We start from the raw sequence: 3,824 nt of genomic DNA on the forward strand, positions 1-3,824 counted from the left end.
GGCTGGGCTGCTGGCGCTTTATCCCGGCTGGGCCAAGGGCGGGGCGGATGCGCCCATGCCCTCGCCGGATCGCAATGTGGCATGGATCTTGCTGTTCCTGCCCGCTCTCATCGGCATGGCCTCAGGCGCCGGTGCGGGCTGGCTGGCCCGCCGCCCGGCCTCAAAACGCTGGAACGAGGTGGAGTGGTGACATCACCCGGAAAAACGGCCAGACGGCCTGAAATTTTAAACGGAAAGGAGCCGGTGTAATGCAGTTCGTATACCTCTTTGCCACCTGTTTCCTCATTGCATTTGGCCTCACCGCCCGCCCGCTGATGACGCTGCTGGTGATCGCGGTTTATGCCGGGGCCTTCCTTGCGGCCTCTGCGACCTTTTTCATCACGCTGCCGTCGCCGGTTGATCTGATCGCCTATGGGGTTGTCGGCTGGCCGGTGGTGCTGCTTGCGGTGGGTCTGGGCACGGGGCTTGGCGTTGTGCTGCGTCGAAGCGGCACCCGGCGGAGCGATGCCTGATCTGGCCCGGATTTCGCGCCTGCCCGTGCCTTGGCGCATAGGGGCTAGCGTTCTGGGCGAGGGTGAGCCGGGCGCGGGCCTGAGCGCCGCCGAAAGCCCACACAGATGACCGAAAGATCCGCCCCTCACTTGAAGCGCCGCATCGGCCCCGGCCTGATGACGGCCTATGGCGTTGGCGTGATGGTGGGGGCGGGGATATATGTGCTGATCGGCGCGGTCGCGGGGCTGGCCGGGGTGTGGGCGCCGCTGGCCTTTGTGCTGGCCGGGCTGGTCGCCGCGCCTTCGGCGTTCAGCTACGCCGAGCTTTCCACCCGCATCCCCGAAGCGGCGGGCGAGGCGGCCTATGTGGCGCGCGCCTTTGGCACCACGTTCTTGCCGGTGTTGGTGGGGCTTGCGATTGTGTTGGCGGGCACCATCTCGGGGGCGGCGGTGTTGCGCGGCGGGGTGGGGTATTTGACGGCGTTGGTGAGCGTGGAGCCAGCCTATGCGATCATCGCTCTTGGCGGCGCGCTCACGGTGGTGGCGCTGATCGGGGTGTTTGAAAGCCTCGCCGTGGCGGCGCTGTTCACGGTGATCGAGGTGATCGGGTTGATCCTTGTTTCCGGCGCGGGCTTTCTGGCCGAGCCGGTGGGGCCTGCGCTGCCCGCCGCCCCGCCCGAGGTGTTTGCGGTGCTGGCGGCCACGGCGCTCGCCTTTTTTGCCTTCATCGGCTTTGAAGACCTGGTGAACATGGCCGAGGAAGCGCGCAAGCCCTCGCGCACCATGCCCCGCGCCATCATCGCCTCGCTGTTGATCACCACCGTGCTTTACGCGCTGGTGAGCTTTGCCGCCCTGCGCGCAGTGCCGCCTGCCGATCTGGCCGCATCGCAGCGCCCGCTGGCGCTGGTGTGGGAGCGCGCGACCGGGCAGACGGGCGAGGGGTGGGGCGGGGCCGGGTTCCTGTCGGCCATCGCGGTTTTGGCGGCGCTCAACGGGGTGTTGGCGCAGTTGGTCATGGCGGCGCGGGTGCTGTTTGGCCTTGGCCGCCGCGCGCGCCCCTTCGCCGTTTTTACCCATGCGCACCCGCGTTTTGGCACGCCGGTTCTGGCCACGCTCACCTGTGGCGCGGCACTGGTGGCGGCGTCGCTGGCACTGCCGGTGGGGGCGCTGGCCGAGATCGCCTCACTGGTGCTGCTCGCGGTTTTTGCCGTGATTAACGCGGCGCTCATTTCGCTCAAGCTACAGTCCCCCGCCGCGCCCTTCCGGGTGCCGATGTTGGTGCCGGTGCTGGGCCTCATCGCCTCGGCCGGGGCTTTCGCCCTGTCGCTCGCTCAAAGGATCGCCTGACCCGTGCCAGACCTGCCCCCCGTTTCCCCCGTTGCCATTGCCGCCTGCCTCTGGGTGCTGGCCGCGACCGTCACCGCGATGCTGCCGATGCGGCTGCAACGCATCGTTGGCCTGCCGCTGATCGCCGGGGCGATTGCGGTGATCTGGCTCTTGTGGCGCGATTTCGGGCCATTGGCCGGGGGCGTGGCGCTGGCGGCGGTCCTTTCGATGTTCCGCCGCCCGCTCATGGCCCTTGCCCGCTATGTGATGGGGCGTGGGCGATGACCGCCTCGCTGATCTTCTTCCTCGCCTGGGCGGCCATTGCCAACCTGTTGGCGATGATCCCTTCGAAAGACAACCTCTGGACCCGCGCCTACATCCTGATGGCGCTCGGCGTGCCGCTGCTAATCTGGGTCGCGTGGGAGAACCACTGGATCACCACCCTCATCTGCCTCGCCGCCGCCGCCTCGGTCCTGCGCTGGCCGATGATCTACGCTTGGCGGTGGGTAAAACGGCGCGGCAGCAAGGCGGAATAACCCTTGCGACTGAGGGCCCTGCCGGGGAAAGTGGCGCGATGGTAGATGTGAGTGAGATCGACGGGCCGGAGAAGCTCGGGGAATGGCTGGAGGACAAGCCGAAGGAGTGGGCCGTGTGGATTGCCCACCGCGCGGCGATGCGGGTTCTGCCGGTGGGGTGGGTTTGGTTTCGGAATGACAGAGCACGCAACCATGATTTGACAGAGCTACCACTTTTGTGGGCCTGTTTAATATCAGGGGTTTCCGTCCACGCGTCCGCCAACGCCTACGGTGCCGCAAAAGCCGCCTTAACGGTCGCGGAGCGCACCACCGACGCTGTTTCAGCCACCGCTCACGCCGCCTCCCGTGCCGCTCTCGCCTGCGTCCCAGCGACTGCCCATACTGCCACCGCTTCCGCCAACGTTGCAGCAGTCGGTGCTGCCGCCGTCGCTTTCGGCGTTGTCCCAGGCACTTGGTCTGCCATCCGAAGAGATTGCGCAACGTTGGTTGACTCTGGCCCCTCTATTAGAGCTTGCCTATGGGATACGAGTCCAATTCCCTTGCAATTTGAATGGGACATCCTCAAGCGCAGCCTCCCCCAAACCCCAGCCGGGGCCCGCGAGGAAACCGTCCGCGCCCCCGTGGACGAGGGTTGGTCCTTCTGGGTCAAATGGTATGACGCCGCGCTGGAGGGTAAGGCGCTGAACCCCGACATGCTGGAAGAGATCGCCCTGATCCCCAGCGAGGCATGGGAGAAAGGCCCGGCGGTGGTGAATCCGCTGATTGCAGTTATCGTCGAGAAGTATGACGACGAAACGCCAGATGATCTTTCTCGGCAACTGGCGGGGATGGAAGCCGCACAGCGAAGGACCGTCGAACAGGTCAAAGCAGGGATGGAGCGTAATGCAAAGGAGCTTCCGGCAACCTTCGATGCGCTCGAGTCCCTCATTTTGTTGGAGATCGAGCGCCTTCAAAAGATGAACTACGAGAATGATGCGGTGATGGAGGAGGCCAAGCGCCAGATCGGTGTGCTGGTTACGCTGTATGATACCGTGCAGGCGCTGCGTTCCAAACTGCCCGAAGACGGCCCGGTTTCTGACGAAGATGCCGAGACCTCCGAGAAATTGCTGCGCCTGTATGGCAAGAAATTCGCCCAATTGCCGCGTGAGAAAATCGGCGAGGTGGTTGAGGGCGTTTGGGAAACGGGGAAAGGCGCCGTGCAATTTGGCCTGATCGGCGGGTCCGCCTATCTTGCGGCTCTCTACGGCGTGCCAATTGCAGCTGGCGTATCGGTCGCGGCCTTGTGCTTTGCGCCCAAAAAAGCGGGGCAGATCATTTCTGCCGCCAAGGAACATCTTCCAAAGCCCTCGCCCTAATCCCGGTTGCTTCGGACTAGGTTCAACGGCCCCACTACTCCCCCCGGCACGGAATCAAGGCGCAGCCGCCGTGCAGCGCCGACCCGCCCGGACGGAGCGGCGCGTGGAGGGGGCGG

At 65.5% G+C, this 3,824-nt stretch carries 6 protein-coding genes; all 6 read left to right on the forward strand.

Features of this window, described 5'->3' with window-relative positions; genetic code table 11:
• On the forward strand, positions 1-190 hold a 190-nt coding region (locus P1U55_RS15785), incomplete at its 5' end, for a hypothetical protein (protein WP_301048597.1).
• Between the two features lie 58 nt (positions 191-248).
• Positions 249-512 carry a hypothetical protein gene (locus tag P1U55_RS15790; RefSeq protein ID WP_301048598.1) on the forward strand — a complete coding sequence of 88 codons (264 nt, stop codon included), beginning with the start codon at positions 249-251 and terminating at the stop codon, positions 510-512.
• A 105-nt stretch (positions 513-617) separates the two neighbouring features.
• Positions 618-1,838, forward strand: coding sequence for an amino acid permease (locus tag P1U55_RS15795; RefSeq protein ID WP_301048599.1), 1,221 nt, complete (start codon positions 618-620; stop codon positions 1,836-1,838).
• Positions 1,839-1,841: 3 nt separating this feature from the next.
• Entirely contained in the window at positions 1,842-2,102 is a 261-nt protein-coding gene (locus P1U55_RS15800) for a DUF2484 family protein (RefSeq protein WP_301048600.1), read from the forward strand.
• On the forward strand, positions 2,099-2,353 hold the full coding sequence (locus tag P1U55_RS15805; RefSeq protein ID WP_301048601.1) for a DUF2484 family protein: 255 nt from the start codon (positions 2,099-2,101) through the stop codon (positions 2,351-2,353). The genes P1U55_RS15800 and P1U55_RS15805 overlap by 4 nt, the downstream gene beginning before the upstream one ends.
• 539 nt (positions 2,354-2,892) lie before the next feature.
• The gene (locus P1U55_RS15810; protein ID WP_301048602.1) at positions 2,893-3,708 is read left to right on the forward strand and encodes a hypothetical protein; all 816 of its coding nucleotides are present in this window, start codon (positions 2,893-2,895) and stop codon (positions 3,706-3,708) included.
• Positions 3,709-3,824 lie beyond the last annotated feature (116 nt).

The organism is Vannielia sp., assembly GCF_029212645.1.
Lineage (GTDB): Bacteria > Pseudomonadota > Alphaproteobacteria > Rhodobacterales > Rhodobacteraceae > Vannielia.

Excerpts from the sequence above, each read along its gene's own strand:
- P1U55_RS15790 (WP_301048598.1), top strand. The coding sequence starts at position 249 with ATGCAGTTCGTATACCTCTTTGCCACCTGTTTCCTCATTGCATTTGGC.
- P1U55_RS15805 (WP_301048601.1), top strand. The coding sequence starts at position 2,099 with ATGACCGCCTCGCTGATCTTCTTCCTCGCCTGGGCGGCCATTGCCAAC.
- P1U55_RS15795 (WP_301048599.1), top strand. The coding sequence starts at position 618 with ATGACCGAAAGATCCGCCCCTCACTTGAAGCGCCGCATCGGCCCCGGC.